General features: G+C 52.8%; 2 rRNA genes. Both read right to left on the bottom strand.

The features are described 5' to 3' along the window. Position 1: 1 nt before the first annotated feature. Positions 2–113: ribosomal RNA gene (rrf, locus tag E4S40_RS17010) — 5S ribosomal RNA — on the bottom strand. Positions 114–312: 199 nt separating this feature from the next. Continuing rightward, positions 313–3,186: ribosomal RNA gene (locus E4S40_RS17015) — 23S ribosomal RNA — on the bottom strand. Between the last annotated feature and the right edge of the window lie 91 nt (positions 3,187–3,277).

Raw genomic sequence — 3,277 nt, forward strand, 5'->3', positions numbered from 1 at the left:
AATGAGGCGGCGACCTACTCTCCCGGGTGTAACCCCAGTACCATCGGCGCTGCAGGGCTTAACTTCTCTGTTCGGGATGGGAAGAGGTGGGACCCCTGCGCCAGGCCGCCTAAATTGGAAGACTTGTGTTGCCAGTATCAAGCAGCTAGACCGTCTGCGGTCCTCTCTGATGTCTAACAACGTCTTATGTCTAATATCTTAAAGTTCTGTCCTCTGTACTTGGTACTTGATACTTTGTACTTGGTACTTGGTACTTGGTACTTTGTACCTGATACTTCAGACAACATATTTCCGTAGAAACTGTAACAGCCAACAGGCAAGCTTTCGGGCAATTAGTACTGCTCGGCTATGACATCACTGCCTTTACACCTGCAGCCTATCAACCTCATCGTCTCTGAGGGCCCTATTTGGAAGTCTCATCTTGAGGGGAGTTTCGCACTTAGATGCTTTCAGCGCTTATCTCTTCCCGACGTAGCTACCCGGCAGTGCAGTTGGCACCACAACCGGTACACCAGCGGTCAGTCCAACCCGGTCCTCTCGTACTAAGGTCAGCTCCTCGCAAACTTCCCACGCCCGCAACAGATAGGGACCGAACTGTCTCACGACGTTCTGAACCCAGCTCGCGTGCCACTTTAATGGGCGAACAGCCCAACCCTTGGGACCTTCTCCAGCCCCAGGATGTGACGAGCCGACATCGAGGTGCCAAACCTCCCCGTCGATATGAGCTCTTGGGGGAGATCAGCCTGTTATCCCCAGAGTACCTTTTATCCTTTGAGCGACGGCCCTTCCATTCAGTACCGCCGGATCACTATACCCGTGTTTCCACCCTGCTCGGCTTGTCGGCCTTACAGTCAAGCTCCCTTATGCTATTGCACTCCACGCACGGTTACCAAGCGTGCTGAGGGAACCTTTGGAAGCCTCCGTTATCCTTTTGGAGGCGACCACCCCAGTCAAACTACCCACCAAGCAATGTCCCCCTTCAAGGGGTTAGATACCAGACAAACAAAGGGTGGTATTTCAACGGTGACTCCACAACGCCTGGCGACGCCGCTTCACAGTCTCCCACCTATCCTACACATCATTTGCCCAGTACCAATGCTAAGCTGCAGTAAAGGTTCATGGGGTCTTTCCGTCCCGTTGCGGGTACACGGCATCTTCACCGTGACTACAATTTCACCGAGCTCATGGCTGAGACAGCGCCCAGATCGTTACACCATTCGTGCAGGTCGGAACTTACCCGACAAGGAATTTCGCTACCTTAGGACCGTTATAGTTACGGCCGCCGTTTACCGGGGCTTCGATTCAATGCTTCTCTTGCGATAACATCCCCTCTTAACCTTCCGGCACCGGGCAGGTGTCAGGCCTTATACCTAGTCTTTCAACTTCGCAAAGCCATGTGTTTTTGTTAAACAGTCGCCTGGGCCTCTTCACTGCGGCTCCGCATTCCTGCAGAGCGCCCCTTCTCCCGAAGTTACAGGGCTATTTTGCCGAGTTCCTTAGCCATGATTCACTCGAGCACCTTAGGATACTCTCCTCGACCACCTGTGTCGGTTTGCGGTACGGGTACCCATACGCTTAGCGCTAGAAGTTTTTCTTGGAAGCTCTTAGGGCCACTATCCGATTGTCCGTGGACGCTCGGTACTGTCAGCTTCGGCTAGACCGGCGCATTTAACTACCAGTCCAATACCTACAACCTTCAACCCGGTATTCCGTCACCGGGCGGGCCTTCCATCACTCCGTCACTCCGTCACCTGTATGGGCAGTACGGGAATATTAACCCGTTGTCCATCGACTACCCCTCTCGGGTTCGCCTTAGGTCCCGACTGACCCTGATCCGATTAGCGTTGATCAGGAAACCTGGGTCTTGCGGTGTGAATGTTTCTCGCATTCATTATCGTTACTTATGCCTACATTTGCTTTTCCAAAAGCTCCACCGTGCCTCACAGCACCGCTTCACCGCCGTTGGAATGCTCCCCTACCACTGATATCGCTATCAATCCTTCGCTTCGGTACTAGATTTGATGCCCGATTATTATCGACGCCCTGTCGCTCGACCAGTGAGCTGTTACGCACTCTTTAAAGGAATAGCTGCTTCCAAGCTAACCTCCTGGCTGTCTCTGCAACTGGACCACCTTTGTTCAACTTAATCTAGATTTGGGGACCTTAGCGGTAGGTCCGGGTTCTTTCCCTCTCGGACTGGGACCTTAGCACCCCAGCCCTCACTGCCGGTTACCTATGGCGGCATTCGGAGTTCGTCAGGATTTGGTAGGATGTGACTCCCCCTAGTCCTATCGGTAGCTCTACCTCCGCCATAAAAATCCCGACGCTGTTCCTAAAAACATTTCGGGGAGTACGAGCTATTTCTCAGTTTGATTAGCCTTTCACCCCTACCCACAGCTCATCCGGAAGCTTTTCAACGCTTATCGGTGCGGCCCTCCATACTGTGTTACCAGTACTTCAGCCTGGCCATGGGTAGATCACTAAGTTTCGCGTCTGCCCCCTCCGACTATCCGCCCTTTCAGACTCGCTTTCGCTCCGGGTACAGCACTCAATGCCTTACCCTCGCCGGAGAGGAGCAACTCGTAGGCTCATTATGCAAAAGGCACGCCGTCACCCCACGAAAGGGCTCCGACCGCTTGTAAGCGCACGGTTTCAGGTTCTATTTCACCCTCCTATTCGGAGTACTTTTCACCTTTCCCTCACGGTACTGGTTCACTATCGGTCTCTCAGGAGTATTTAGCCTTACCAGATGGTGCTGGCTGATTCAACCGGGATTCCTCCGGTCCCGGCCTACTCAGGATACCCGCCTCTCATACAACCCTTCCAATACGGGACTCTCACCCCCTATGGTCGGCCTTCCCATGCCGTTCTCGTCAAATTGTACTCGATTATGCAGGTCCTACTACCCCGTACATGCCGCAACACATACGGTTTGGGCTAATCCGCTTTCGCTCGCCACTACTCACGGAATCACTGTTGTTTTCTCCTCCTATGGGTACTTAGATGTTTCAGTTCCCCACGTTCGCCTTCCTTTCGGAATATCCCGTATAACGGGATGGGTTGCCCCATTCGGATATCCGCGGATCAACTCGTATCGGCCAATCCCCGCGGCTTTTCGCAGCTTGTCACGTCCTTCATCGCCTCTGAGAGCCTAGGCATCCCCCGTGCGCCCTTATTCACTTGCTCTTGTTATTCTATTCAATGTCTCTGTAAATCCCTGAAGATCACAAAGACACCTACTGTTACAGTCTCTACTTCAATATGTCAATGAACTTTT

The organism is Algoriphagus kandeliae (assembly GCF_004571135.1).
Classification (GTDB): domain Bacteria; phylum Bacteroidota; class Bacteroidia; order Cytophagales; family Cyclobacteriaceae; genus Algoriphagus; species Algoriphagus kandeliae.